The following is a 24,014-nucleotide window of genomic DNA, read 5'->3' as shown; positions in this document are numbered from 1 at the left end:
GTGAATAGGAGTGACAAGGTGAACGACGAGAAAATGCGTATGCAATATTCTTTAGGTGGTCTATTGTATTTGCCATCGGTGAATAAGAATATCATTCAAAAAATAAAAGATAGGGCATTTTCACATTTAACTTCTTTGGCTTTTTGTTTGGAAGATGCTATTCAAGATGATTTTTTGGATGAGGCTGAGAAAAACTTAGGGGATATTTTAGCTGAGTTAGTTGAATTTGAAAAGGGAGGTGACAAAGATTCACTTCCTTTGATTTTTATTAGGATAAGAAATCCAAAACATATGAAACATATTTTAAAATTATATGCTTCATATCAAGATATTATTACGGGGTATATTTTACCAAAATTTGATTTATCCAATATGGATGAGTATCTGGCCATAACAAAGGAAATCAATGCCACCAATCCAAAGAGTGTAGTAAAAAAGATATATATTATGCCTATTCTTGAAAGTCGAATGGTGGCTGAAGTGGGAACAAGAGTCAAAGCTTTACTGAGAATAAAGGAAGCTCTAGATACCATCCAGGAATATGTGTTGAATGTGAGAGTCGGGGGAAATGATTTTTGCAATCTGTATGGATTGAGGCGTTCAGTGAATCAGAGTATCTATGACATTGGTGTGATTAGAGATATCTTTGTTGACATCATTAACATTTTTTCATCTGACTATGTTGTTTCTGCTCCTGTGTGGGAGTATTTTGGCATGGAAAGAGATGGAAAATGGGATGTAGGGCTAGAGAGGGAACTTGTATTGGATCAACTCAATGGTTTTATTGGAAAGACAGCGATTTATCCGACGCAACTTCCTATGATTTATGAGAGTATGAAGGTAAAAAGGTCAGATTATGATGATGCGATGAAGATATTGTCGTGGGATAATCGTTGCCTTGGCGTGGAAAAGAGTGAAGATGGAAGTCGGATGAATGAAGTCAAGGTTCATGGAAAATGGGCGAAGAAGATGGTGATGCTTGGAAATATTTATGGAATCAAAGCAGAAGAAAAGGAAAGAGAATACACAGAGGCAGATGTGTTGCGACTTGCAAAGAGATTTCACAATACAAAGCGATCGTATTTGCTAGTGGATCCCTTGCAGGGAAAGCATTTAAGTGTTCATCCAAGCGAGGCAATAGATTTATTTCATGCACTGGGGAAAAAGGTGAGTCAAGTCTTTGGGGGTGTAAAACTTGTCATTGGATTTGCAGAGACGGCCACAGCCGTCGGAATGGGTGTGGCAGAGGAAGTTGCTAAAATTCAAGATTCTTGTGATTGTATCTATATTCATACGACAAGAGAAGAGTTATCAGAGGTTTTGTCATGGATTGAATTTCGTGAAGAACATAGTCATGCAGTTGAACAAAAATTGGATGCGTCAAATTTGGGCAGGTGGATCAGGAAAACCGACACCATTGTCTTTGTGGATGATGAAATATCTACAGGAAAGACCATCCTTAATTTTGTTCAGCAATTAAGGATAAAGCATCCGACATTGGCGGGTAAAAATCTTGTGGCCGCTTCCATTATTCAACGCCTCTCCAAAGAAAATCAGTTCAATATGGCACAACAGAAAATAGAGTGTGTATCCATATTGAATCTGGAATGCATGGACTATGAAAATCTTGTAAAAAAGTACAATATAGAAGAGGCGAAGGAGCCAGAAAGTTACATTGATGCAGAGGACACAAAGGATACAGGGCTTTGTTTTGAACAGTTGCAGGCAAAGAGGAAACTACTTGATCCAAGAAAGGGTGTGAGAGCCAGAGAGTATTCTCACCATTGTGTTGGTTTTGCCAGAAGCATTTTGGATGAAGTAAAATTTGACTTGGATAATCGATCGATTCTTGTGCTGGGCACAGAAGAGTGTATGTATCCTGCGATGATTTTAGGACGAGAAATAGAAAATAGCAATCATTATTCTGGTGTGAAGGTGTTTACACATTCTACGACCAGAAGTCCTATTGGAATTGCAAAAGATCAGGAGTATCCAATTCAAAATGGATATAAGTTAAAGAGCCTTTATGACAGCAATCGCATAACTTATATTTATAATTTGAGAAAGTATGATCAGGTGATTATCGTTACTGACAGTAGAGAGATTGCAGATTCTTCGCTGGAATCGATGATTTTGGCATTAAAACTTAGTGGAAATCATCATATACTTTTGGTCAGGGGGTAGGGCATTGTTTAGTACATATAAGGATGAGGATGTTATTCTTTTGCTAAAAGATATCACAGGTCTAGTTAGACCGCAGAGTACGCAGGAAAGGGAAAGAGCTATTCAAGGTGGGCGACATTATTGTGAAATGTTGCCCATTGAATATGAACCATCAAAGGACTATCAAGATGCATTTGAGGATGCCTTAACTCGGTATGGTCAAATTACTGCGGATGCAGTAGCTTCTGTTGCACAAAAAATATGGAAGAAGAGGGGAAAAGAGGTCGCTGTTGTTTCGCTTGCAAGAGCAGGAACGCCAGTGGGAATTTTGATTAAACGCTATATCAAACAAAAATATGGTGTGGAGATTGATCATTATACCCTTTCTATCATTCGAGGAAGAGGAATTGATAAAAATGCCTTAAATTATATTCTTTCTAGGCATGCTAGCAAGGATATTCAATTTGTTGATGGCTGGACTGGAAAGGGAGCAATACAGAGAGAATTAATTCATGCCATGGCTGAATTTCCAGGTCTTGATTCAGGACTTGCTGTTTTGTCAGATCCTGCCAATATAGCTCAAGTATCGGGAACACAGGATGATTTTTTGATTGCAAGTTCGTGCCTCAATTCAACCGTCTCTGGGCTTTTGAGCCGTACTTTTTTGAGATCCGATATTATCGGACCCAATGACTATCACGGTGCTGTTTTTTATCAGGAATTGGAAGAAAGGGATGTTACTTACCACTTCATCGAGTCCATTCAAAGTCATTTTGTAATGAAAGATATTGGCGATGACAACCGAAGTCAACGAGAAGAAAAATGTGATCAATCCGCTCTTGAGGAAGTAAGAGAGATTGCAGAGCAATTTCAAATAAGGGATATCAATCTTATTAAGCCAAGTATTGGGGAAGCGACAAGAGTATTGCTTCGACGGCTTCCGTGGAAGATCTTAGTGCATAGCTTAGATGATGAGGAGCACCTAGGACATTTGTACCAACTAGCAAGAGAGAAGGGAGTGGAAGTGGTAGAGTATCCTTTGAAACACTACAGAGCTTGTGGACTTATTCGATCACTTGCCGATACATAGATGAAAAAAATTTTGGTAGCCTGCGACTTAGATAATACACTGATTCATTCGTACAAATATAGAAGAGAGGATGATATTTGTGTGGAGATATTTAAAGGCAGAGAGCAGGGATTTATTTGTAAGGATGCAGTAAAAAAACTGGTGCTTTTAAACGACAAGGTGGAATTTATTCCAATTACAACGAGATCCATAGAGCAATATCAAAGAATACAGTGGGAGAAGATGGTTGTGCCAGAATATGCCCTGACGACCAATGGAGCCATTCTTTTGAAAAATGGAGTAAAGGATGATGTGTGGTTACAGGAGAGCACAAGAATAGTTAGAAAGTATCAAGGCGAATTAAATAGAGTATTAGAATTTCTTGAGAAAGAAGAGGAGTATATTCGCTGCAAATTTGTCGATGGGATGTATGTTTTTTTGTATTGCAAGGATGGTGTGGATATTGCAAAGAAGGTGGAGAGGTATAGAGAGAGGACCATACTTCATGTTGTTTCGTCGGGGAGAAAAATCTACTTTTTGCCCCCAGAGTTTAATAAAGGAGAAGCATTGTGCAGGTTGAAGGAAAGGTTTTTGCCAAACTATGTTGTTGCAGCAGGAGATAGTGAAATGGATTTGCCAATGATGGAAAATGCCGATTTTGCATTTGGAAAGAGAGAAATTCTTGGAAAAAATTTGAGAGAAAATAGAAGAATTTTTATAGATGAAAATAATTTATTGGATGAGATGTTCGATATTGTTGAGTCTATAGAGGAGGGGAGTTTAGATGAAGACGAGATTCAAAATTTCATATAATTCACCTGTAGTACTTACCTTTGTATTGCTTTGTCTACTGGTTTTACTCATGAGTATTGGAACGCACAGAAGAAGTACGACCTTGTTATTTATGACCTATCATTCTTCTTTGTTTAGTCCTTTGACCTATCTTCGATTTTTTACCCATGTCCTTGGGCACAGTGGATGGGAACATTTGATTGGCAATGCGTCTTATTTATTGCTCCTTGGGCCGATGTTGGAAGAAAAGTATGGTTCAAAAACGATTGTTGAGATTATTCTTATGACGGCCCTAGTAACGGGGATTGTGAATTATATTTTTTTCCCGAGTGTTGCACTATGTGGAGCCAGTGGTGTTGTATTTTCTTTTATTCTTTTGTCTTCGTTTACAGGATTTCGGGAGGGAGAGATTCCGCTTACCTTTATTTTGGTTGCGGTGATTTATATTGGGCAGCAGATTTTTCAAGGAATCACGGTGAATGACAATATTTCTAATATGGCTCATATTGTTGGAGGAATTGTTGGTGCGGTTATTGGATATGCTCTCAATAAAAGACCAAGGTAAGAAAAAAGGGGCTGTGAAATAAGTCCCTAAAAGAAATAGGACCATTCGTTCATGATATGTACCCAGAATCCTGGACACATGTTATGAACTAAGCGGAACACATGGATGTTATCCTGTACTTTACAGGTGGCATCCATTTTGTTTTCCGTTGTATTCTTTCATTGTTGTAATAATTTATGTATTCATCTAGTGCTTTTGAGAAACTCTCAAATATCTGAATGAAATATTAATCCTGTAAGTGATTTGAACTTTTTAAACGTCGTCTCTAACATTCTCTTGATTTGATTTAGGTTTGGACTCATCGATAAATCATATGAAATAACTTCATTTGTGTACATGTCAATTATCGGAGAAAGATAACACTTTCCCCATGAAAAGTTAAACTGAGATACATCAGTTGTCCACTTCTGAAGTGGTGCTGTCGCTGTAAAGTCCCTATCTATTATGTTTGGTGCTACTTTGCCTACTTCGCCCTTGAATGAATGATATTTCTCTTTAGGCCTTTTGCCTTACAATCCAAGTGAATGCATGATGCGTTGTACTCTTTTGTGATTAACAATATTTCCACATCTTAAGAGTTCTCTATACACTCTTCTTACACCATATCTGTCTTTATGCTGATCAAATATTTTCTTGATTTCTTCAGTGAGTTCAGCATTTCTAAAGCCTACAGTATCAACTTTACTGATTTCGTAGTAGTAAGTTGATTTAGGCATATTTAAACCTTTTAATAGGTGCTTTAATTGGTATCCTTCTTCTCTGAGTGCTTTGATGATTGCTGCTTTTTCGCCTTGAGTTGCGCAGCCCATCTTTCTTGTCTCAAGGCGATCCTTTTTTTTACTACTTCAATATCAGCTTTCATTGCCGCAATTTCTGCTCTTAGTCTGATTAACTCTTCACGTTCTGATTCAGTTAAAGGCTTGGGCTCAATCGTTTTCTTTTTCATATCAGGGTTCTTGCTCTTGCGACCTTTCTTTTTATTCACAAGACCATTGTAACCTAATTCTTTGTATTTGCGAACCCACATATATAGCATTCCATCGCCGATACCCGCAGAAATAGCAACTGAATTGTTGGATTGTCCTGCTAATACTTTAGCAACTAATTCATATTTTGCTTCAGGGGTCCACACTTTGTTATTACCTAAGTGCTTTAAAGCATCTGGACCATTTTGTTCTTCGATACGAACCCAGTATCGAATCATTTTACGAAATCTTGTTATTTTTATCCCTTCTGGTGTTTCAGGCCAGATTCCTTGTCGATATAGCTCGATACACTCTAACTTATACTCATGACTGTAACGCATGAAAAATACCCTCCTTACTGGGTGTCCAGTAAAGAGGGTACATATCATCATGCGAAAGGTCCTATTTTTGTGGTAAAATTAACTTGCAATGAAAAAACTTTACACAATACTTATTGTAATTCAAAACAAGGATATTTACCACTGTTTTTTTCAGATTGTTTGGATCTGCTGGATCCTGTTTTAACATTTGACAGATTGATAGGAGGAATCGATTTAAACAAGTATCTGACGGATATTCCGGAGTACACAACCGGACGACGCAGATATCATCCGGTCAATATGTTAAAAACAGTACTTTTCGGATTTATGACTAGCGGTTACTGCTCTCTGAGAAAACTGGAAGACAACTGCAAAGTTAATATCAGGTTCATGTATCTCATGGATCACCGGACTCCATCATACAGAACCTTTGGATATTTCATCAATAAAATACTTAAAGATAAGATTGAAAATATTTTTAACGATATCAATCATGCTATCTTTAACGAGGAGCATGTAGATCTGCAACATCTCTACATTGACGGCTCCAAGTTTGAAGCAAACGCAAACAAGTATACCTGGGTATGGAAGAAGACTACCGAAAAGTTTCGTTACAAGCTTTACGAAAAAATCACTGCGGAGATTGAGGAAATTAATACAGAAATCGCATGGAGTGGGGTGCAGATCACAACAAACCCGGAGTATGTACCGGATTATCTGAATGAAATCGTTGAGCAGCTGGTACTTTTATGGGAACTGGATACCAGTACATTTGTTTACGGAAGCGGAAAGCGAAAATCCAAAGAACAGCGTCATTATGAACACTTGACTACTTTCTGTCAGAAACTTCAAGAATACATACAAAAAATGGAAATCTGTGGTCCTGACAGAAACAGTTACTCTAAAACAGATACCTCCGCTACCTTTATGCGTATCAAAACGGATTACATGGGCAATGATCAGCTTCTGCCGGCATATAATGTACAGATTGGTGTAGCAGATGAATATATTACAGTTGTTGACGTGAACCGGTATCGTTCGGATATGGATTGCTTCGTTCCTTTGATGGAGCACTTCAAACAAACTTATGGATTCTATCCCAAATATCCTGTGGCAGATGCCGGATATGCCTCATACAACAATTATATTTTCTGTGAACAGAACGGAATTGAAAAGTATATGAAATTTCCAATGTTTAAAAAGGAAACTAAGGATCGGAAATATCATGAAGATCCATTTCATGCAGTTAATTTCAGAATTGATGAGCAAGGAGTCATGAGATGTCCTAACGATAAAGCATTCCGTTTTTTTATACAGAAAAAATGTGAGGGGAAATCAGTACAGGCTCAAGGAAGAACTGTATGAATGCGAAGACTGTAGCGGATGTCCGTATGCAAAGAAATGTAAGAAGACAGATAAGAATCGAACCGTTCAGATCAATCAGGAACTAACTTCCATGCATCAGGAAGTAATCGAAAACCTGGAAAGTATCCACGGTGCGTTATTAAGAATGAACCGTTCGATACAAGCAGAAGGTACTTTCGGAATTATGAAAAACGACCGTTGGTACAAGAGAATTGTCAGAAGAGGTATTCATTCAGTCAAACTGGAAGTTTTACTCGTGGCGATAGGCCATAATTTATATAAATATCAGAAAAAAAAGACAAGAAACAGAACTGCCGCATAGATTCAAAAAAAGAATTTCTATGGGGTAGGGGGAGTGCACTTTTTTTGTGTATAATTTCAGTCATTTATACACAATAATTGCAAAAAGGGGATGCGAAAAAACTCAATAGAGTTTTTCACATCCCCTTTTTATAGTGTGTAGATGTAGGATTGCAATTCGATTTATACTTGACGCAGATACAAGTACAAGTTATACTACTAAAATAAATTTAAGAAAGGGAAAGATATGGATACTAAATTTTCAATAGCATTACATATATTGGTATATATAGAGGAGACTGAAAATGTTGTTACCTCAGAGCTTTTGGCAAAGAGTGTGGGAACAAATGCCAGTCACATTAGGAAAATAATTACATTACTAAAGGATGCGAACATTATAGAGAGTCGGCAGGGAAAAAAGGGAATGAGCTTAAAAGTAAAATCGGATAAGCTTACATTAGACATAGTATATTCAGCAGTTTATCCGGAGAAAGATCTGTTGCATATTCATGATACAGCAAATAAAGAATGTCCTGTTGGAGCAAATATCAAGGAAGCTTTACTTCTAATATTTGAAGAGTCAGAGAAACAATTACTTTTAAATTTAAAGAACAAAACACTCAAGGCATTAATTGAAGATATGTATGAGAATTATAATAAGAAGAATAAGTAGAGGTGAAAAATGAGAGCGGCACAGGTAGAACAATATAATAAAAATAATATTTCAGTAAAAATGGTTAGTTTAGATATACCGATTATAGGAGAGAGAGATGTACTTGTAAGAGTATCTGCAGCAGGTGTAAATCCGCTTGATAATATGATCTCTCGTGGAGAAGTAAAAATGATAGTTCCATATAAACTACCTATAGTTGCAGGTAATGAATTTGTAGGTGTAGTTGAAAAAGTGGGAGCAAAGGTATCTAAATTCAAAGTTAATGATCGTGTTTTTGCAAGGCTGCCACTTGATAAAATTGGAGCATTTGCAGAATATGTGGCTGTAAATGAGAATGCACTTGCAAAGGTACCGGAGTATCTTTCAGATGTAGAGGCGTCGGCAGTACCATTGACAGCACTTACTATAATGCAAGCATTGGAGCTTATGAAAGCGGAAAAAGGAAAAACTATCTTTATTTCAGGAGGTACAGGAAGTGTCGGTGCAATGGCTATCCCTATTGCTAAAGCAAAGGGACTTGAGGTTATTACAAACGGAAGTGCAGAAAATAAAGACAGAGTTTTAGAACTTGGTGCAAGCAGATTTATTGATTATAAAACAGAAGATTACAGTAAGTCTTTATCAAATATTGATTATGTACTGGATACTCTTGGTGGAAATGAAACCGAGAAACAGATGCAGATTCTCAAAAAAGGAGGGAAGATGGTTTCTCTTAGAGCAATGCCAAATGGAGACTTTGCTAAGAGAATGAGATTACCGATGTGGAAGCAGATAATTCTTGGCTTTGCGGGAAGTAAGTTTGATAAATTGGCAGGAAAATACGGGATTTCCTATGACTTCATTTTTGTTGAATCAAACGGAAAACAGTTACAGGAAGTAGCTGACTTATTTGAAAAGTTAAAGATAAAGCCGTCTATAGATACAGTATATACTTTGAAAGAAGTGAACTCGGCATTAAATAGGGTAGCAAATGGTCGTTCCAAGGGTAAAACAGTTATTACTATGTAAGGAGATAAGATGCAATTTAAAGAAGTGGATAAATTAGATATAGATGTAAAGGAAGCTGTGAAAAAGCGTGTAAGTACAAGAAGTTTTGAAGATAAGTCATTGAGTAAAGACGACAAGAACAGACTTTTGGAGATAAATAATGGGTTAACAAATCCTTTTGATGTCAATGTCAAAGTACAGTATATCAGCAAGGATTCAGGTGCTGACGGTGTTCAGCTTGGTACTTATGGAACTATTAAAGGCGCCAAAGATTACCTTGCTATAACAGTAAAAGATGAACCATTTGCAATGGAGGCGGTAGGATATCAATTTGAAAATTTGGTACTGAATGCTACACAGATGGGACTTGGAACAGTCTGGCTTGCTGCGACTTTCAGCAGAAAGAACTTTGAAAAGGTAATGGAAATTTCTTCAGATGATCTGTTTCCATGCATCAGCCCGATAGGATATCCTTCCGAAAAGAAATCACTTGTAGAAAAACTTACAAGAGTAGGGCTTGGTTCAAAAAACAGAAAGGCTTGGGAGAAAATCTTTTTCTTAAATGATTTTGCTCATCCCTTATCAAAGGATGATGCAGGAACATATGAACAGTCACTTGAAATGCTAAGATTGGCACCAAGCTCTACAAATGCTCAACCTTGGGCTGTAGTAAAGGAAGGAAACAAATTCCACTTCTTTTGCGATTATAAGAACAATATAAATGAAGATATGAGAAAGATAAAACATTTGGATCTTGGTATAGCTTTATCGCATTTCCATCAAACAGCTATGGCAGACGGATTAACCGGGAAATTTGAAGTAGAAGATATTAAAATTACAACACCTGAAAATATGCATTATGTAATATCTTATGAGGGGGGATAAAAGCTATAATATTGAAAAAATAAAAAAATTTAAAAACAATGCAATAAAATGCTATCCTCGTGCATTAATATAGTGAAAGGGTAAATAAGAGAACTTAAAAAAGACAGTATTATCCATATAAACGTCGACGGTGGATGATAAATTTACTAAGAACTCATGACCTTTTGAAAAAACGCTTGTATTAACAGATTGGTAAAATTATTTTCACTATACACGGAAAGGATGGAAAATATGAAAAAGTTTAATAAATTAAGTAAAGGTTTTATAGGTGCGGCTACAGTAACTTGCATGTTATTTGTAGCAGGAATGACAGGTGTTCCATATTATAGAAGCAGCTTTGTTGCCAAGTCAAAAGTATCCAAATCATATAAAGCAACAAAGAAAATAACAGCTGATGAGGCTAAAAGAATTGCGCTTGCACACGCAAAATTGGCGGAAAAGGACGTGACTTTTGTTAAAGTGGAACTTGAGCTTGAGAACTATGTTATTCCTACACAGCCAAGTACAGCAGCGGCTAATACTCAAACTTCAGAGATTTCGGTAGAAAGAGCAAAGCAGATAGCACTTTCACACGCAGGAGTCGGATCGGCAAGATTTAAAAAGGCTAAACTTGATTATGAAAATGGTGTTAAAGTTTATGAGATCGAGTTCAAAGTTGGAAACTTGGAATATGAATATGATATCAATGTTTCAAACGAAGCTATAGTCTCCAGCAGTGTAGAGGTAGATGATTAATAGAGATATATACTTACAGTCAGTCCGGGGTGATTCCCCGGGCTGATTTTTTATGCATAACAGTAAGTCGGGCTAAGTTTAAATTACTTCAATGTAAATTGAAGTTTGTTTGAAGTGATATTGAAGTTGACTTTGAAGTTATAATGAAGTAACATTGAAGTAGTTCAAACAAGGAGTGTAGAATATGTTTTTGGAGGAGATAACAGGTGATATAAGGCCGGAAAGTGATAAGCTTGAGTGTAAAGCAGTTTTAAACAGAGAAGATGTCGTTGGTTGGCTTAAAAGTATTGCCGGATTTGCAAATACATCAGGTGGAGATTTCTATATCGGAGTTGAGGATAAGACTAATAAACTGATAGGTTTTGACAGGAAAGCAGCTGATAATGAAAGAAATTATTTTAATAATCAGGTAAATGAGCATTTGACACCAAGACCACAAATGAAAATTTCGTTTTTAAGTTATGAGATGCGTGGAAATGAACGATTTATAATAAAGGTGAGTATAGAAGAATCTACTATAAAGCCCGTAATTCTAAAATATAAAAATATTCCGGCTATTTTTATGAGGCGTGACGGATTTACAAATGGAGCAACTTATGAAGAAATCATAGATATGAGTGTAAGAAGTAAAAATACACAATATGATATCTTAATATCTGACATTAAATATAATCCTGAAAATTTTTCAATGCTTAGAGAGTTCTATAAGAAATATAATAATGGTAAGACTTTGAAAGATAAGGCATTACAGTCATTAGGATTTTTTAATGAAGAAGGTTATTTGTCTAACGGTGCAGTTTTATTTCAAGATGATTATAAGGGTAACAAAACCGATGTACAGTGCTCCGTATTTTCCGGATCAAATAAGGGGAGCGACAGAGTCGTTACTATTAATCGCTTTAAAGGGAATGTAATAGCGAGTATAAGTTATATTATTGACTTTGTAAATCAAAGAATGAATCATAGTATTATAAAGCTGGATGAAGGTAGAGTAGATATTGATTCATATCCGGCAAGGGCCCTATTTGAAGGTGTAATAAATGCAATTGCTCATAGAGATTATTATCTGGACGGAACACAAATTCAAGTCGATATGTTTAAGGACAGATTGGAAATATCATCACCCGGAGGTTTTTACAGAGGTGAGAAACTTGGCAAAACATATGATTTATCTACAATTATTTCAAAGAGAAGAAATGAAATAATATCAGGAGTTTTAGTTTTATGTAATGTAATGGAGGCGGCAGGTACAGGCTTTGATAAGATAGTAGAGGAGTATAAGTCGGCGGATGAAGTACATAAGCCATATATTTATTCAAAGTCCGACCACTTTACATTGGTATTGCCGGATCTGACATATGATAGAGGTATTGAAAATAATGATGTACCAAATATTAGCTTTCAGCCTGTTCCACAAGGGACGGAGCTTGATAAAAAGGTACTGTCATTTTGTTATCATAGAGCACATAAGGTCTCTGAGATAGTGGAATACTTGGAAATCAGTGATTCAACATATTTTAGAAAGAAAGTTTTGGCTAATCTTGAAAAAAACGGGTATTTAGAAAAGAGTAAGTTATCAAGAGCGGCGTTTTATAAGACAAATCATAGCATGGTAAGTATTGAATGATGTAGTTTAATATAAGATTATTTATTGAAAGTCAGTCCGGGATAGCTACGGGCTGATTTTTTTATTCATTTTGATATATAAGCCTAGATTATTCATGGTAACTCCATGAAAGTGGCTTAAAGCCACATAATTACTATATTTTAACAAAATATTGCTTTCACCTAGTAAGCTATGTATACAGCTTGAGTAACAACTAATAATGAACCTTGACAGCTTGATAACTACTTGTAAACTCTACACAGGGGAAGTCTGCCTATTTTTAGGTGTATTAAGTCAGTTATAGCGTCATGGGTTAAGTTTAAAGATTTATAGCACGGTACTTAATTTAATTATTGTACCGTGAATAATTCAGGCTAAAGGATAATTATACTAAAATATTTTTGGAGAATATCTATGAACGGAAGAAAAGATATAGATGAAAATGTAACGATAATCCAAAAACAGAGAGCTACAAAAGATTATACATATACTTATTATCCACAGTATTACGAGATAACTCACGAGAGATTGTTGACTTATCTCTACCAATGCTGTCAGCAATATATGTAATTGTACAATTTTGTGAATGGAGAAGTAGTATCTTTTCACGCTTCTATGGTGTAATATGTTTGTAATGACTCATTGTGCTTCCTGGTATTTGGATGTTTTAGCAAACACCATTTTACCGGAAACAATGAGTCATTATTCATTTGTTACACTTAGATTGTAAATTCAATATTAAAGAGGAAGAGAAAAAAGCATTGAAAAAGGTACAGGGAAATACCAAAGTAAATATGTATTTTCAGGAAAAATCTACTGTGGTGAATGTGGAGCGACCTTCAAGAGGAGACAGCACTACAAACCAAGTGGAGATTACGTGGCTTGGTGCTGTAATGGACATATTACAGATAAAAATGCTTGTTCAATGATGTATATTCGTGATGAGGATATAAAGACTGCATTTCTTAGAATGATTCGTAAACTGCAGACTGCACATGACCAAGTTCTGAAACCTTTTGTTATGGGTCTTAAAGGAACAAACAATAAGCAAAGACTAAAACAGGTATTAACCTTGGAAGAGCAGATCGAAAAAAATGCGGAACAGGCAACAGTTCTAACAAGCCTGATGAGTTCTGGTTATATTGAGCCAGAGGTTTTTCACGCAGAAAATAATAGATTGACTTTAGAAGCAGATAGTCTGGCAAGAAATAAAAAGCTTATTGTAAAAAGCATTAACGGAGATTTAAGTCATTTAGATGAGGCACAGAAATTTGCAGGGTTATATAAGCTAGCCTAAGTGACGCTACGAATGATAACATTTCATACTCGCTCCGGCATCTGCTTCGCTCCGCCTAATGCGCTCGCTTAGAATTTATCATTCGTAGCTGATACCTTAAATTTATGCAAATAACAACCCGAATACCAAATTAAAGACAGCCCCCCTGCCCACATGTGGCTGATGTGTTAGCTTATCAAATTTATGATTGCAAGGGCTGCCGGTTGGAGAACGAGTATAACGAAGTTCTCTGTATGGTGAGCTGACACAAGTTACCAGTAAGTTTAATGTCTGAATCCGTTCGTTATTATTTCCTTAGCGCCATTTTGCGGTATTCAGATGGAAACAGCCCTGTATTGTTTTTAAAATTTGCCGCAAATCTTCCTGCATTAGAATATCCCACAGCCAAGGCAACCTGTTCGATTGTAAGGTCTGTAGACGTTAAGAGCATTTCCGCATGGCTCATACGTCGCTGTCTGATGTATTCAGAAATTGTGCAGCTATATATGTGCTTAAAAGAGTTCTTCAACTTTGTTGTACCCATACAGGCTATTCGTGCGAGCATATCAAGTGGAAGGTCCGAGTTGAAATGGTCATTGATATATGAGGCAACATTGTTCAATGCATCAATGTCCTGCCTAGAAATTCGTACACAAGGATCATTTTTACTTTTCTTTCCGCGTTCATAAACAAGAGAGACAGCTTCAGCGACCTTGGCCTCATAGAACAACTTGGCCGGTATGCCGTTTCCCTTATAATCCCAAACCTGACGCAAAAGATGTGACATTTCCAGGAAGTCAAGTGTCTGTCCAACGCGGATAAAAGCCTCATGCGGAGACAGGTAGTCATCGGGATAGCTTTCTTTCAGATATTTTTCATAATATGCAGGAAATACCTCTATTCCCACAGAACGAATCGGGATATTTTTATGCATAATGGATTTATATTCATCATGCCCTCCGTAAAAGGTTTTTACACATCCTGCGGTTAAGCGGCGGTAAGGAGTTAACTCCTCTCCGGACACAGAATCATAGTAGGTAATGCTTAGACATTCTGGGGTATTAAGAGATACAAAGCTATCTTCAAAAAAATAGAAATCATGGATTTTAATATCAAACAAATCTTTTTCTCCATAGACCCAGTAATATCCACAGGCAACTTCCTTCGGAGCGAGATACAATTTTCCTGCAGGGCTAAAGTCAGGAGATGACTCTACTTCAACAAATCCGCTGTGGGTAAGCCATTCTTTATAAAATTCGTTTATTTCCATATAATCACATCAAAATCATACATATCGGACATTATTTCATACATATCAGGCAAATAACTCTTGGTCATATTGTATTGCTTTCCTTGTTATTCTATACTATTTACACTATTAGTTATATTTAACTGAATATTACCACAGTATCTATAAAATATCAATACACTAGCATAAAGGGGGTCATTAGTTATGACAAATGAAACAAACATCAAGAAACAGAAACTTACGATTAAGGAACTTATTACGGTAGGTATTTTTTCTGCAATTATTTTTATATGCATCTCTTTGAGCGGAGGGCCATTTGCAATGTTTCCGGCCTTAACCTTTTATTATCCGGTAGGTGGTGCTTTTCTTGCAGGACCTGTGCATCTTTTGCTGATTGCGAAAGTACCAAAACCCGGACCAATCTTTACCGCAGGACTGTTGATGGCAATATTTTGTTATGTGACCGGTATGCATATAGGCATGACTATCGGATATCTGGCCGGAAGCGTACTGGCGGAATTTGTGGCAGGGACAGGACGCTATAGGAACATAAAAATCAACATTCTTTCCTACATTGTTTTCTGCCTCGGAGGAACTGGGTCATATATTGCATATTTCATCAATCCTAAGGCTTGGGTGAGTAGGATGCTGGAGAAAGGTACACCTCATGAGTATCTGGATACAATGGCAGCTTCAGTTAACAATTTTATTTTGATAACTATGTTTGCAGGTACAGTTTTAGTGGCTCTTTTCAGTGGTTTTGTCGGAAGTAAACTATTGAAGAAACAATTTGAAAAAGCGGGAATAACTGCATGATTTTAAGAGAATACACTAGAAACAGTACCGGGATACAGTTTGACCCACGCACAAAAATCATTTTGCTGATTTTATGCGTAATTTCAGCAACAATTGCTCCGTCGCTTCTGTACGAGAGTGTGCTTGTTTTTGCAATTGTAGTATTTGGATGTGCAAGTGGGAAAGTTCTCAGGTCACTTTTATGCGCGGCATTTTATGGTGCCTTTTGCATGTTGACGCTGTTTATTATGTCACTTGAAAAAGGGGTGCTTTACACTGTGTTTACATCATGGCTAGGCTTGTTTTATGCAGTCTACCCCTGTGTTTTCTTAGCAGGCATTATTCTTTCCACAACAAAGGTGAGTGAGTTTTTAACCGCAATGAATAAGGCGCATATTCCTAATAAGGTGGTTATTCCTTTGGCGGTTATGCTTAGATATATTCCCACGGTTCGTGAAGACTGGGGTTATATCAAAGACGCCATGAGGCTTAGGGATGTAACTCCTTCAGTTCTTGGATTCCTTAAAAAACCTGCAATGACAGTTGAATGTCTGTATGTTCCATTGCTGATGACGGCTTCAAATGCAGCAGATGAATTATCTGCTGCAGCACTCACACGCGGGATAGAGAACCCAAGACCACGTACCTGCCTTCTTCGGATATACTTGCGGGGAAGAGACTGGGCAGTTATGGTTCTTGCGGTCTGCGTACTTGCTTTGGGTTTTGCTTGGGAAAGGATAGTGTAGCGTATGATTGAGTTTAAGCATGTATCTTTCTCGTATGACTTAAACATGGAGCAGGAAGATACACAGGAAATAGATAATTTGCATGACATCAATTTGACAGTAAATGATGGGGAATGCGTCCTTCTCTGTGGGAAAAGCGGATGCGGAAAATCCACGTTGACGCGCCTTGTAAATGGGCTTATCCCACATTTTTATCCCGGTAAGCTGACAGGAGAAGTTCTGCTTGACGGGAGGGACATATCGAAAATGCCGATGTATGAAACTGCGTCCCTGGTCGGCTCGGTATTTCAGAATCCAAGGACACAGTTCTTTAATGTAGACACAGACAGTGAAATTGCTTTTGGAGTGGAAAATCTAGCGTTACCAAGGGAACAGATTGAAGAAAAAGTTGAGGCTGCCACAAAGGATTTGGAGATTGAAAATCTACGGGGAAGAAATATTTTCTCTCTTTCAGGAGGAGAAAAGCAGAAGATTGCTTTTGCCTCCGTATATGCCATGAATCCTTCTGTCTATCTCTTGGATGAACCGTCATCCAATCTGGACATGGAATCAGTGGTTGCTTTAAGGGAGCATATTAAAAGGCTTAAGGCTCAGGGAAAGACGGTTTTAATTGTCGAGCATAGGCTATATTACCTGATGGGTATCGCTGACCGAGTCATAGTACTTGATGAGGGTCAGATAAAAAAGGTTTACTCTGTCAAAGAGTTCGAGGCTTTGACAGATGAAGAGCGCAGGTGTATGGGCCTTCGAACGATTGACTTACTAAGAGAGGTTCCTGAGATAATCATAGAAAAAGAACAGGAGGTAAAACTAGAGCTAGAAGATGTCTCTCTGTTCTACAGGAAAAAATCCGTGGTAGAAAATATTAGTGTAAAAATTTCAAGGGGAGAGGTAATAGCACTTATTGGGGAAAATGGCACAGGAAAAACAACATTTTCACGGTCTCTTTGCGGATTGCATAGAGAGACAAAAGGGGATTATTTCTGGGATGGCAAAGTCATATCGAAGAAAAAACGGCAGAAGATCGCCTATATGGTCATGCAAGACGTAAATTATGAGCTCTTTGCAGAGAGTGTGGAAGCAGAATGTTCCTTTGGAATAAAGAATCCGGATTTAAATGTAGTCACAGATGTGATGGATGTGCTAGGACTGACGCATTTTGCTAGACGGCATCCCGGTACTCTTTCAGGTGGACAAAAGCAACGATTGGCTGTTGCTGTGAGTCAAGTCTGTAAAAAAGAACTAATCATCTTTGACGAACCTACAAGTGGACTGGATTATGAAAGCATGGCAAGAGTTGCTAAAATTGTGCGTGACCTCTCCGAACAGAGGAAAATTATATTTGTTGTTACACATGATTATGAATTTTTTTGCAGGACATGCAGTCGTATGCTTGTATTTTCTGATGGAAAAATAAGTAACGATTTAAAATGCCGTGCAGATAATAAGGAAGAGATTAGGCAGTTATTCTTTCGTGCTGCGGGTGAAAATATTGGAGGTGATTTTTTTGAATAAGGATCAGGAAAAACCGGTGAAATTACTGCTTAAATGGGCGGGCAATGATAAATGGTATTTATTAGCCTCTGTCTTGTGTGCATTCTTAAGTGGACTGTTTGTAATCGGAGCATATATCGGCATATATCGCCTGATGGATGCCGTCCTTCTTGGAACGCTCACACGGAAAGTATTGACAGATTGTATAGTTTTGGTAACAACCACAACAATTCTTCGCATGATACTGCTTGGCCTGTCAGGAGTACTCTCGCATAAAGGGGCCTATAACACCCTGTTCAAGGTTAGATGTATGATTATAGATCACCTGGCGAAGATTCCGCTTGGATACATCAATGAGCGAAGTACAGGTGAAATCAAAACTATCTTGAATGAGAACATTGAGAAGTTAGAGTTATGTCTCGCACATAACATTCCTGAGCTTGTCAGCTATCTTACCGGTCCTGTCGTAATTTTTGCCTATCTTATGACGGTGAATGCAACACTGGCACTTATTTCCCTGATTCCTCTTGTTTTGGATATTCCAGTGATGATGTCAGTGTTTAAGAAAATGTCTGATATGCTGCCTGAGGCTAACGTATCGCTTGAAGGCTTCAATTCTGTCATGGTCGAATATGTCCGCGGAATGCGTCTGATTAAGGCATACCGGATGGGCAGCAAATCATTTAAAAAATTTACAGAAGCTATTTTTGACGGTAACAGGGCGTGGAACAAGATTTCGGAAAAGACTGCTCCTTTGTATGCTGTGTTCATCCTGTTGTTGGAGTCTGGGCTTTTGTTAATTGTTCCCATTGGAGGAAGACTTTTTCTGCGGGGATCTATCTCAGCCAGTGCATTTCTCCTGTTTGCCTATATTGGTTCATTATATTTGACAGAATTACTTCCGCTTCAGCAACTTGCAGGAAACTTCGCACAGGCGTTTAGCGGTATTACAAAAGCAAAAGAAATATTTGGAATTCCGATATTTGAAGGTGGAGACGATTTTCCGGAAAAATACGATATCGAACTTAAAGATGTGCGCTTTTCTTATGATGGGAAAACAAATGTGCTTGAAAATTGCTGCCTATACATAAGGGATGGTGAAAAGGTTGCTGTTGTGGGAGCATCCGGAGCGGGTAAAAGCACTATTGCAGCACTTATTGCACGCTTCTACGACGTGGACTGCGGAGAGGTTATGATTGGAGGAAAAAATGTCAAAAACATTAGATATGAAACTCTCCTTCAGAATATATCTATTGTATTTCAGAAGACCTTTCTTACACAGGACTCAGTCTTTGACAATATCTGCATGGGAACGAATGCTTCTCTTACGCAGGTGAGGGAGGCTGCAAGCAAAGCACAGATTGATGATTTTATTATGTCACTTCCTGATGGATATGATACAAAGGTCGGAAGTTATGGATCCCGATTTTCAGGGGGAGAAAAGCAGCGGATTGCCATTGCAAGGGCAATCTTAAAAAATGCACCGATTCTTATTTTGGACGAAGCAACGAGTGCCGCTGATCCGGAAAATCAGATGGAGATTGACAAGGCAATCAAGAACCTCTGTAAAGGAAAAACCGTCATCATTATTGCACATCGCCTAAGTGTGGTCAGAATGTGCGATAGGGTGTTGGTAGTAGAGAATAATACGATTACAGATATTGGAACACATGACGAATTGATTTCGCGGAATATATATTATCAAAAAAGCTGGAAAAGCTATGAGTTATCAAGAAATATCACCTATGGGAAAGGAGGAAGAGGAAGATGACAGACAAAAATCTTTTCCATAAGAATTCTAGGTTTTACTGCGGTCTGATATTGACTGTTTTGGAAGGACTTCTTTCAGGAAGCAACTACATTGTCATTTACATGGTGCTTAAAATACTGTATGAGAGAGTTAGTGATATTAAGAACATCTTTAGTATATCCTGCCTCGTAGGAATAATTTTTGTGATACGTCTTGTCATTTATAGCATTGGCTATACACAGAGCCAAATAGGAGGCGCTGAGATATCTAAAAATATCCGTCTGGGACTTGGAGATAAACTAAGGAAGGTTCCATTGTCCTGTTTTACCCAAAAACGAGAAGGACAATATATAAATATCATGACTGCAGATGTGAATAGTTATGAGCAGATTCTTACGCACAAGCTTGCAGCCCTTGTGAAAAACGGGGTTTTGTCCGTTATAGTGTTTGCTTTTGTCAGTGTACTATATTTTCCTGCTGCAGTCATTCTTATGGTTTCACTTTTTATACTAATACCCGAAATGTGGCTGTCGTTTCGAATTGTGAAAAAATACGGTATGGAGAAGAATTTAGTTACAGCAAAAGCCGTAGGACAGATAGTTGAGTACATTGACGGAATTCAAACCTTCCGTTCATATGGAATGGGTGGTACTAAAAATAGGAATACAACAGAAACATTGCGAAAATTCAGCACAGTCAGTTATCAATATGAGGCGCATGGCATACCTGTTAATTTTGCTTTTAATATTATAAATTGGCTCACTGTCCCACTGGCTATGTGGATTGGATACATTCCATGGCAGTCAGGCAGTATTAGTACCATTACCTTTCTGTTTCTATGTATGCTGCCTATGGTCTTAGCAAAGCTTACTGCATCGATTTCGGTTGATATGTTCAGTTACAGAAATCTCTTGATATCAAAGGCAAATATTAAAAATGTGCTGGCAGAAAATGAAGAATCGAAAAGTACAGAGGTCTTTTCACCAAAAGAGCATGGCATATCGTTTCGCAATGTGTCGTTTTCATATGTGCAGGAGGAACCTGTTCTAAAAAATATTAGTTTTTCGATACCTGACCACGGACTAACCGCAATCGTGGGTGACTCAGGCTCGGGCAAATCAACGATTCTGAATCTAATTGCAAAGTATTATGATCCTGATAGCGGAGAAATCGGCATTGGAGGGCAATCTATCCGTAATGCTAATGCAGAAGATGTGCTTACGCTAATATCAATGGTAGACCAGGACACTTTCTTGTTTAATGATACAGTACGGGAAAACATACGCTATGCAAAACCGTCATCTACAGATGAAGAAATAGAGAATGCCTGCAAGAAGGCCAACTGTGACCAGTTTATCCACAAATTGGAAGAAGGCTATGATACATCTATAGGCGAAAATGGGAATTTGCTTTCAGGTGGTGAAAGGCAACGGCTTTCTATAGCACGTGCTATATTGAAAGACAGTCCGATACTGCTTCTTGACGAGGCGACATCTTCTTTGGACATTGAGAATGAATTCGCCGTAAAACAGGCAATTTCAAATCTTCTGCAGGAAAACAAGACTGTTGTGATGATTGCCCACACATTGTCTATTACAAAAAATGCCGATCAGATTCTCGTTGTGGCTGATGGAAAGGTAGTAGAGTCGGGTACCCATGAAAAACTTCTGGCATTAGGTGGTAAATATACTGCTATGTGGAATGCTGAGATCCATACTTTTTATTAGTTATCCTCCGGAATCTGTTATATCAGAAAAGCTTCAAACGGTTTTGACCGGAGCTGAGAACAATAGCAGAAGTAAAGATTAGTGTGAAAGAAAGTAGAGGTAAGCCGTAAACCGGCGCACTTAAATAAGCTGTCTTAAGTAGGCAACTTATTTGAGGATATAGATTTAGTAGATTGATCAAGAAGCTAAAGGTTCATCAGGAGGAAGCAGTCCTTCCTTTTGTAAAAGTTTTTTGGCTTGCTTGATAGCCTTAGCCTTCTGTTTTTCAGCTAAAGGTGCAGGCATATCGATTTTGTAAAGATCGCTTGGATTCCATACCTCTCCGGTAGACAGCATCCGGTAGATGGCTATAAGAATCATACGGGCAATGGCAATAACAGCTCTTTTCTTGCCACGGCGTTTAACAAGGGATTCATATTTCGTTTTGTAGTAAGGAGACTTGTCAGATTTCACGGCTGCATGAGCACACTGTACTAATGCAGGTTTGAGGTAGACACCGGCACGTGTAATACGGACAGATTTCTTCTTACCGGCAGATTCATTGTTGCCGGGGGTAAGACCTGCCCAACAACATAAGCGTTTAGAATTACAAAACTGAGACATATCAATACCAATTTCGGAGATGATAGTAATTGCACTATCACGTTTGACACCCGGAATGGTAGTTAGTAACCGAATAGCTTTATCATAATCAGGATCGGAAGAAATCAAAGATTCAATCTGTTTATCTATATCATTGATTTCAGCTGTGATATAATCCATATGTGCGCGAATTAGGCGCATACGATATTTCTGGGCATCAGTCATCTGATATCCTTCGATAGATTCAATCACAGCGTCTTCTTTGGATTTGAGGCTCTTAAGAAGTTTTGAAGAGATTTCTTCATGGTTAATCGTAGTACCTGATTGTTCAAGCAGATAATCGATAATGGATGAGGATGACTTCCCAAAGATATCGGATACAACAGAATCTAATGCGATATTACAAACAGTAAGAGCATTCTGATATCTATTCTTTTCACTTGAACGGCAAGAAACAAGCTTGTAACGATATCTTGTGTATTCTCTAAGAATACGGATCAACCTACAAGGAATGTAGCTGCTTTTCACAAGTCCCAGTCGGAATAAGTCTCCAATCCATTTAGAATCTTTGGTATCGTCCTTGTTACCCTTAACAGCTTTAACCCATTTGGGATTAGCAATGGTAACGTTGATTTGATCTTCGAGAAGATTAAAGACAGGAACCCAGTATTTACCTGTGGATTCCATACAGACATCATGGCATTCATTTTTAAGAAGCCACGATTTAAAGTCTAAAATAGAATTGTTGAAGGTAGAGAATCGCTTCTTTTGATAAGAAGGTTCAATACCGGCGGTAGTTTTGATGATTGTGGCAACAAGAAAAGATTTGTGAACATCGACACCACAACAGGTTTGATAAGTAACTTTCATAGTGTAACTCCTTTCGCAAAAGATAAGAAGCCATTGACTGAACTGCCACACAATAAAACAAAGAGCTTTAACAATTCTTAGTGTACGGATTCATGATACCACTTATTTGTGCTTGAAAAGACAGAACTTACACTGATTTTTATGCTGTCTAAAACAGAGAAAGTTTTTACAACTTTACCTCCCGTGCTTTGTAGTATAGCTTCTTGTTATATATTTTAAATCACAGAGTTGAGATGTAAAACACTTTCATTACTATTTGTGCCGCGGCTTGCCCGCGGAATGGAGATTTTTATGATATATACACAATATTAAAAACTAAAACAGATAAAATAAACCTGAATTATTCACGGTACAATAATTAAATTAAGTACAGTGCTATAAATCTTTAAACTTAACCCATGACGCTATAACTGACTTAATACACCTAAAAATGGGCAGACTTCCCCTAGATAAGGTTTACAGGTAGTTATCAAGCTGTCAAGGTTCATTATTAGTTGTTATTCAAGATGTATACATAGCTTACTGATATTGGATAGGGTATTATAAAACTCATCCTTATATGGGCAACTGCTACACAGCTTGAATGTTATATACCTTGCTGAACGAATTACTTTTGCAGTAACCTTAAGCAGTTTTAGACGGACAGTATCAATGCGTTGTTTTCTCATATTTGCAGATAATGCGGGTCGCCTAAACCAATTAAATATGTTATAAGCAAGTGCATGTATTTGAAGCCTGTTGGCATTTACAATTCTTGCATGACTGCTGACAGAAGCAAAGTCAAAACCTGTTTTTCTTTCCTTTATGAAGTTTTCCATCAAGCCTCTTTTGCAATAGAACTTGATAAGATATTCAGGGGATGACTCCATATTTGTAACTAGGAAGATAAATTTAGAGTTGCATAAACAATTTAATAATTTTATAAGAGATACCATAAGAACAGTAAATCAAATCAGTTTTTATATACTTACAGTCAGTCCGAGGTGAATTCCCCGGGCTGATTTTTTATGCATAACAGTAAGTCGGGCTGAGTTTAAATTACTTCAAAGTAAATTGAAGTTTGTTTGAAGTGATATTGAAGTTGACTTTGAAGTAACTGT

Annotated in this window: 22 protein-coding genes and 2 pseudogenes; 16 read left to right on the top strand and 8 right to left on the bottom strand. The window is 37.6% G+C overall.

Going from position 1 to position 24,014, the window contains the following annotated elements:
* Nucleotides 1-18: 18 nt before the first annotated feature.
* The 4 genes from J5A74_00400 to J5A74_00385 are packed head-to-tail and all read left to right on the top strand — an operon-like array spanning nucleotide 19 to nucleotide 4,589.
* The gene (locus J5A74_00400; protein QUI95872.1) at nucleotides 19-2,184 is read left to right on the top strand and encodes a phosphoribosyltransferase domain-containing protein; all 2,166 of its coding nucleotides are present in this window, start codon (nucleotides 19-21) and stop codon (nucleotides 2,182-2,184) included.
* 4 nt (nucleotides 2,185-2,188) lie between these two features.
* A complete protein-coding gene (locus J5A74_00395) occupies nucleotides 2,189-3,253 on the top strand; it encodes a cysteine protease StiP family protein (protein ID QUI95871.1) in 1,065 nt (354 codons plus the stop codon).
* Nucleotides 3,254-4,045, top strand: a complete 792-nt coding sequence (locus J5A74_00390) for an HAD hydrolase family protein (protein ID QUI95870.1) — start codon at nucleotides 3,254-3,256, stop codon at nucleotides 4,043-4,045.
* On the top strand, nucleotides 4,017-4,589 hold the full coding sequence (locus J5A74_00385; protein QUI95869.1) for a rhomboid family intramembrane serine protease: 573 nt from the start codon (nucleotides 4,017-4,019) through the stop codon (nucleotides 4,587-4,589). Before J5A74_00390 ends, J5A74_00385 begins: the two co-directional genes overlap by 29 nt.
* 88 nt (nucleotides 4,590-4,677) lie before the next feature.
* Here the strand turns inward: J5A74_00385 and J5A74_00380 are convergent, their stop codons facing one another.
* The 4 genes from J5A74_00380 to J5A74_00365 form a co-directional block, all read right to left on the bottom strand.
* Nucleotides 4,678-4,809 (bottom strand): IS3 family transposase, encoded by a 132-nt coding sequence (locus J5A74_00380; protein QUI96769.1) that lies wholly within the window; start codon nucleotides 4,807-4,809, stop codon nucleotides 4,678-4,680.
* Complete coding sequence (locus J5A74_00375) at nucleotides 4,796-5,035, bottom strand: DDE-type integrase/transposase/recombinase (protein QUI96768.1); 240 nt, start codon at nucleotides 5,033-5,035, stop codon at nucleotides 4,796-4,798. Before J5A74_00375 ends, J5A74_00380 begins: the two co-directional genes overlap by 14 nt.
* A gap of 63 nt (nucleotides 5,036-5,098) precedes the next feature.
* The gene (locus J5A74_00370; protein QUI95868.1) at nucleotides 5,099-5,305 is read right to left on the bottom strand and encodes a transposase; all 207 of its coding nucleotides are present in this window, start codon (nucleotides 5,303-5,305) and stop codon (nucleotides 5,099-5,101) included.
* 23 nt (nucleotides 5,306-5,328) lie between these two features.
* Entirely contained in the window at nucleotides 5,329-5,895 is a 567-nt protein-coding gene (locus J5A74_00365; protein QUI95867.1) for a helix-turn-helix domain-containing protein, read from the bottom strand.
* Between the two features lie 141 nt (nucleotides 5,896-6,036).
* On the opposite strand from J5A74_00365, the pseudogene J5A74_00360 reads away from it, so the two are divergent.
* From J5A74_00360 to J5A74_00335, 6 genes and pseudogenes are all read left to right on the top strand, one after another.
* Nucleotides 6,037-7,561 (top strand): annotated as a pseudogene (locus tag J5A74_00360) (IS1182 family transposase).
* A gap of 225 nt (nucleotides 7,562-7,786) precedes the next feature.
* Nucleotides 7,787-8,212: an Rrf2 family transcriptional regulator gene (locus J5A74_00355; GenBank protein QUI95866.1), complete on the top strand. Its 426-nt coding sequence runs from the start codon at nucleotides 7,787-7,789 to the stop codon at nucleotides 8,210-8,212.
* A gap of 9 nt (nucleotides 8,213-8,221) precedes the next feature.
* Nucleotides 8,222-9,220, top strand: a complete 999-nt coding sequence (locus J5A74_00350; protein QUI95865.1) for an NADP-dependent oxidoreductase — start codon at nucleotides 8,222-8,224, stop codon at nucleotides 9,218-9,220.
* A 9-nt stretch (nucleotides 9,221-9,229) separates the two neighbouring features.
* A complete protein-coding gene (locus J5A74_00345; GenBank protein QUI95864.1) occupies nucleotides 9,230-10,084 on the top strand; it encodes a nitroreductase in 855 nt (284 codons plus the stop codon).
* Nucleotides 10,085-10,315: 231 nt separating this feature from the next.
* The gene (locus J5A74_00340) at nucleotides 10,316-10,819 is read left to right on the top strand and encodes a PepSY domain-containing protein (GenBank protein ID QUI96767.1); all 504 of its coding nucleotides are present in this window, start codon (nucleotides 10,316-10,318) and stop codon (nucleotides 10,817-10,819) included.
* 184 nt (nucleotides 10,820-11,003) lie between these two features.
* Nucleotides 11,004-12,446 carry a putative DNA binding domain-containing protein gene (locus tag J5A74_00335; GenBank protein ID QUI95863.1) on the top strand — a complete coding sequence of 481 codons (1,443 nt, stop codon included), beginning with the start codon at nucleotides 11,004-11,006 and terminating at the stop codon, nucleotides 12,444-12,446.
* 448 nt (nucleotides 12,447-12,894) lie between these two features.
* Here the strand turns inward: J5A74_00335 and J5A74_00330 are convergent, their stop codons facing one another.
* Complete coding sequence (locus tag J5A74_00330; protein QUI96766.1) at nucleotides 12,895-13,026, bottom strand: helix-turn-helix domain-containing protein; 132 nt, start codon at nucleotides 13,024-13,026, stop codon at nucleotides 12,895-12,897.
* A 159-nt stretch (nucleotides 13,027-13,185) separates the two neighbouring features.
* Here J5A74_00330 and J5A74_00325 point away from each other — a divergent pair, with 159 nt between their 5' ends.
* Complete coding sequence (locus tag J5A74_00325) at nucleotides 13,186-13,722, top strand: zinc ribbon domain-containing protein (GenBank protein ID QUI96765.1); 537 nt, start codon at nucleotides 13,186-13,188, stop codon at nucleotides 13,720-13,722.
* Nucleotides 13,723-14,008: 286 nt separating this feature from the next.
* Here the strand turns inward: J5A74_00325 and J5A74_00320 are convergent, their stop codons facing one another.
* Nucleotides 14,009-14,971 carry an AraC family transcriptional regulator gene (locus J5A74_00320; protein QUI95862.1) on the bottom strand — a complete coding sequence of 321 codons (963 nt, stop codon included), beginning with the start codon at nucleotides 14,969-14,971 and terminating at the stop codon, nucleotides 14,009-14,011.
* A 183-nt stretch (nucleotides 14,972-15,154) separates the two neighbouring features.
* On the opposite strand from J5A74_00320, the gene J5A74_00315 reads away from it, so the two are divergent.
* From J5A74_00315 to J5A74_00295, 5 genes are read left to right on the top strand one after another with little or no spacing between them, the layout of a single operon-like run.
* Complete coding sequence (locus tag J5A74_00315) at nucleotides 15,155-15,766, top strand: MptD family putative ECF transporter S component (GenBank protein QUI95861.1); 612 nt, start codon at nucleotides 15,155-15,157, stop codon at nucleotides 15,764-15,766.
* A complete protein-coding gene (locus J5A74_00310) occupies nucleotides 15,763-16,491 on the top strand; it encodes an energy-coupling factor transporter transmembrane protein EcfT (GenBank protein QUI95860.1) in 729 nt (242 codons plus the stop codon). Before J5A74_00315 ends, J5A74_00310 begins: the two co-directional genes overlap by 4 nt.
* 3 nt (nucleotides 16,492-16,494) lie before the next feature.
* Entirely contained in the window at nucleotides 16,495-18,006 is a 1,512-nt protein-coding gene (locus J5A74_00305; GenBank protein QUI95859.1) for an energy-coupling factor ABC transporter ATP-binding protein, read from the top strand.
* Entirely contained in the window at nucleotides 17,999-19,756 is a 1,758-nt protein-coding gene (locus tag J5A74_00300; protein QUI95858.1) for an ABC transporter ATP-binding protein, read from the top strand. Before J5A74_00305 ends, J5A74_00300 begins: the two co-directional genes overlap by 8 nt.
* Nucleotides 19,753-21,462 (top strand): ABC transporter ATP-binding protein, encoded by a 1,710-nt coding sequence (locus tag J5A74_00295; GenBank protein ID QUI95857.1) that lies wholly within the window; start codon nucleotides 19,753-19,755, stop codon nucleotides 21,460-21,462. Before J5A74_00300 ends, J5A74_00295 begins: the two co-directional genes overlap by 4 nt.
* A 177-nt stretch (nucleotides 21,463-21,639) precedes the next feature.
* Here the strand turns inward: J5A74_00295 and J5A74_00290 are convergent, their stop codons facing one another.
* Nucleotides 21,640-22,914 (bottom strand): IS110 family transposase, encoded by a 1,275-nt coding sequence (locus J5A74_00290; protein ID QUI95856.1) that lies wholly within the window; start codon nucleotides 22,912-22,914, stop codon nucleotides 21,640-21,642.
* A 497-nt stretch (nucleotides 22,915-23,411) separates the two neighbouring features.
* Nucleotides 23,412-23,798: pseudogene (locus tag J5A74_00285) on the bottom strand (transposase).
* Between the last annotated feature and the right edge of the window lie 216 nt (nucleotides 23,799-24,014).

This window comes from Lachnospiraceae bacterium oral taxon 096 (assembly GCA_018141845.1).
Taxonomy (GTDB): domain Bacteria; phylum Bacillota; class Clostridia; order Lachnospirales; family Lachnospiraceae; genus F0428.
This window is presented reverse-complemented; position numbering and strand designations above follow the sequence as displayed.

Bases quoted from the DNA above. Each gene is read 5' to 3' on its own strand.
- J5A74_00390 (QUI95870.1), top strand. From the start codon at position 3,254: ATGAAAAAAATTTTGGTAGCCTGCGACTTAGATAATACACTGATTCAT.
- J5A74_00385 (QUI95869.1), top strand. From the start codon at position 4,017: ATGAAGACGAGATTCAAAATTTCATATAATTCACCTGTAGTACTTACC.
- J5A74_00370 (QUI95868.1), bottom strand. From the start codon at position 5,305: ATGCCTAAATCAACTTACTACTACGAAATCAGTAAAGTTGATACTGTA.
- J5A74_00365 (QUI95867.1), bottom strand. From the start codon at position 5,895: ATGCGTTACAGTCATGAGTATAAGTTAGAGTGTATCGAGCTATATCGA.
- J5A74_00355 (QUI95866.1), top strand. From the start codon at position 7,787: ATGGATACTAAATTTTCAATAGCATTACATATATTGGTATATATAGAG.
- J5A74_00350 (QUI95865.1), top strand. From the start codon at position 8,222: ATGAGAGCGGCACAGGTAGAACAATATAATAAAAATAATATTTCAGTA.
- J5A74_00345 (QUI95864.1), top strand. From the start codon at position 9,230: ATGCAATTTAAAGAAGTGGATAAATTAGATATAGATGTAAAGGAAGCT.
- J5A74_00340 (QUI96767.1), top strand. From the start codon at position 10,316: ATGAAAAAGTTTAATAAATTAAGTAAAGGTTTTATAGGTGCGGCTACA.
- J5A74_00335 (QUI95863.1), top strand. From the start codon at position 11,004: ATGTTTTTGGAGGAGATAACAGGTGATATAAGGCCGGAAAGTGATAAG.
- J5A74_00320 (QUI95862.1), bottom strand. From the start codon at position 14,971: ATGGAAATAAACGAATTTTATAAAGAATGGCTTACCCACAGCGGATTT.
- J5A74_00315 (QUI95861.1), top strand. From the start codon at position 15,155: ATGACAAATGAAACAAACATCAAGAAACAGAAACTTACGATTAAGGAA.
- J5A74_00310 (QUI95860.1), top strand. From the start codon at position 15,763: ATGATTTTAAGAGAATACACTAGAAACAGTACCGGGATACAGTTTGAC.
- J5A74_00305 (QUI95859.1), top strand. From the start codon at position 16,495: ATGATTGAGTTTAAGCATGTATCTTTCTCGTATGACTTAAACATGGAG.
- J5A74_00295 (QUI95857.1), top strand. From the start codon at position 19,753: ATGACAGACAAAAATCTTTTCCATAAGAATTCTAGGTTTTACTGCGGT.
- J5A74_00290 (QUI95856.1), bottom strand. From the start codon at position 22,914: ATGAAAGTTACTTATCAAACCTGTTGTGGTGTCGATGTTCACAAATCT.